Origin of the sequence: Prevotella conceptionensis 9403948, from assembly GCF_000312305.1 — a bacterium.
GTDB classification, from domain to species: domain Bacteria; phylum Bacteroidota; class Bacteroidia; order Bacteroidales; family Bacteroidaceae; genus Prevotella; species Prevotella conceptionensis.
Genome location: NZ_HE999459.1, coordinates 1 through 2,311, shown reverse-complemented (window position 1 = coordinate 2,311; position 2,311 = coordinate 1). Strand labels below are relative to the sequence as shown.

Below are 2,311 nucleotides of genomic sequence, written 5' to 3'. Positions count from 1 at the left end.
CCGCCTTCTACCTCTACGAGCGTGTTAGCCCCATGTTGCTTGTTGGCCGTGGGCGAAACGAAGTTGATGGCTCCGCCAAGGGTGCTCGCACCGAAGTTTAGGGCGTTGGCTCCTTTAAACACTTCAACGAAATGGGCCGTCAGGGGGTCCATCACGCCGATGATGTACGAGCCGTCGGCAAAGTTCACGGGTATGCCGTCTTGCAGCAGGTACACACCTCGGCGTTGTGGGTTGCTCTGGATGCCCGAACCGCGGATGTTGAGTCGGGGTTGGTCGTTCAGGCCGAAGAACTCTTGAATGATGACGCCTGGTTGCATGGCCAACGCATCTTTCAGCGTAGACAGCCGTTGCCGTAAGGGCGACATCTGCACCAGCGAAGTGCTTCCGGCAATGAGCCGTTGCTCGTTTAGGGCTTGTGCCACGGTGGGTTGCGTTAGCTGTCGGGGTGCCAGCACGTTTACTTCTTTGAGGTTTACCACGCGTGGCAGCGTGTTTCGTGCCTTATCGGCTTGGGTGCTGTCGTTGTCTGTGGCGTTTGGCAGGGCTGTGCGTAGATGGTAAGGTGGCCTTACCGCCATGCAACTCATCACGGTGAACCAAAATGCTAAACCAAGCTTCAAACGTGCATCCATCTTTTTTGCTAATTTTGCCGCAAAGTTAGAGTTGCAAACCCATAAGAAAAGTAACAAATGTTACCGAAAATGCAAAATACCTAGTTTTAGGTAGGCTGCTGAGAGGAGGGGAAAAGTGGGGGTGTTGCCGCCTGTTTGCAAGGCGATGTCGGCCGATGGGCTACGTCTAGCTTTTGTGTTGGTGCGCGTTTATTCTATCGTTTTAAAAGTTTACAGCCCTTGCGGCTTGTATGTACAAAACCTTACCGGCGCACAAACGTGCGAAAAACACACTTGCGCATTTGGGGCTTGCAAACTCGGTTTCGCACTTATGAGGGGGATAAGCTGATACTCTCACCACGCGCAGGCATAGAAGATTGCTAACGCATAAACTCTCGAAGACCCACCAGTTGCTGAATACGTCAACCCGCAAACACATCAGCTTTAAAAGTTAATTTTTTGCTTTGTTTTTACAATGTTGCTCTAAATTTTGCGCCGTTCTAGCGAGAATAAAGGTCGAAAAATGGGTAATTGGACACTATTTCTAGCTTTTTATGCCTTTTGCTTTGTCTTCCTTTGAGAAAAGAACCTGCATTTTGTACCATTTTGCCTTTCTATTTTGGTTGAATGCTCGTGTTTTTTCAAGTCCAATTACCCCCATTTTACCCCTAAAACCCCGTTTTTTAACCCCTATTTTGCCCTTTTCGGCCATGTTTTTCATCGCTCTAAAAGGTTTTGTTTATGCAATTGCAGTGGATGTTTATGCTTTTTGCCTTGCGTTTAGCAGCATTTTACCCTGCGTTTTACACCATTTCGCCTTGCATTTTGCACCAAAACGCACTGCGTTTTGCACCAAAACGCACTGCGTTTAGCACCATATTGCACTGCATTTAGCACCAAAACGCAGTGTATTTAGCGGCAAAATGCCCCAAATGTGGTGTAAATGGCGGTGTTTTGAAATAAATATTCATTTTATCGTATTCACAAACTAACCCTTTTTTGCATTAAAACAAACCTTCGCGAGAATCGATTTTTTGCGGCAGGGTGAGCGGTTGGTAGGCAAAAACAGCAGCCATCATGTTAAAATCCTTGCCGAAAATATTACATAAGTGTGGCGGGTGTAGTGTTGTTGCATTGCGTTTCTGTACTTTTGTGGTTGGGTTTATTGGTAAGGCTTGGTTTTATTCGCCGTGCTTAGGGTTGCTTTTCTCCATCGTACAAGCTCTGCCTTGTTTGTCTATCCAGGCAGTTTTATCTAGTTGGTTGGGGCACTCTGTTCCCTCCCGAGTTCCTAATAGCTCGCCCAGCTTGCTAAACCGAAGGGTGTGGTTTGCCTATGCCATGATGTTTTGTTGTTCATATTGCACTTTAGTTTTGTTCTCTTTGCGAGGACTTTCGGTTTATATAAATAAGGTGTAATGGTATTTTTGAATGTTTAAAATGTTTCAAAATGTTAAATATCAAATTGGAATGAATGTTTTTCTTGTGAATGTTTTGCGAGAAACGAAAAAGTGTATACCTTTGCATCCGCTTTCGGGAACGAAGTTCTCCGTGAGCAATTGAAAAAGAGTTCATTGAAAGATTTACATAGACAGTAGTAGTACAAGAGCAGATGTGCTTGTCTTTTCTGAGATGAGCGCGTTTGGGTAGAACATTAAGAACCGTCGGTTCTCCTAGGTCTTTGTTATTAAAGATGTAGG

2 protein-coding genes are annotated in these 2,311 nt (G+C 45.4%); both read right to left on the bottom strand.

Annotated elements, in window-relative coordinates:
* On the bottom strand, window positions 1-632 hold a 632-nt coding region (locus tag BN93_RS15165; protein WP_044261088.1), incomplete at its 3' end, for a TonB-dependent receptor plug domain-containing protein.
* Between the two features lie 523 nt (window positions 633-1,155).
* Entirely contained in the window at window positions 1,156-1,332 is a 177-nt protein-coding gene (locus BN93_RS17795) for a hypothetical protein (RefSeq protein ID WP_019189133.1), read from the bottom strand.
* Between the last annotated feature and the right edge of the window lie 979 nt (window positions 1,333-2,311).

Excerpts from the sequence above, each read along its gene's own strand:
- BN93_RS17795 (WP_019189133.1), bottom strand. The coding sequence starts at position 1,332 with ATGAAAAACATGGCCGAAAAGGGCAAAATAGGGGTTAAAAAACGGGGT.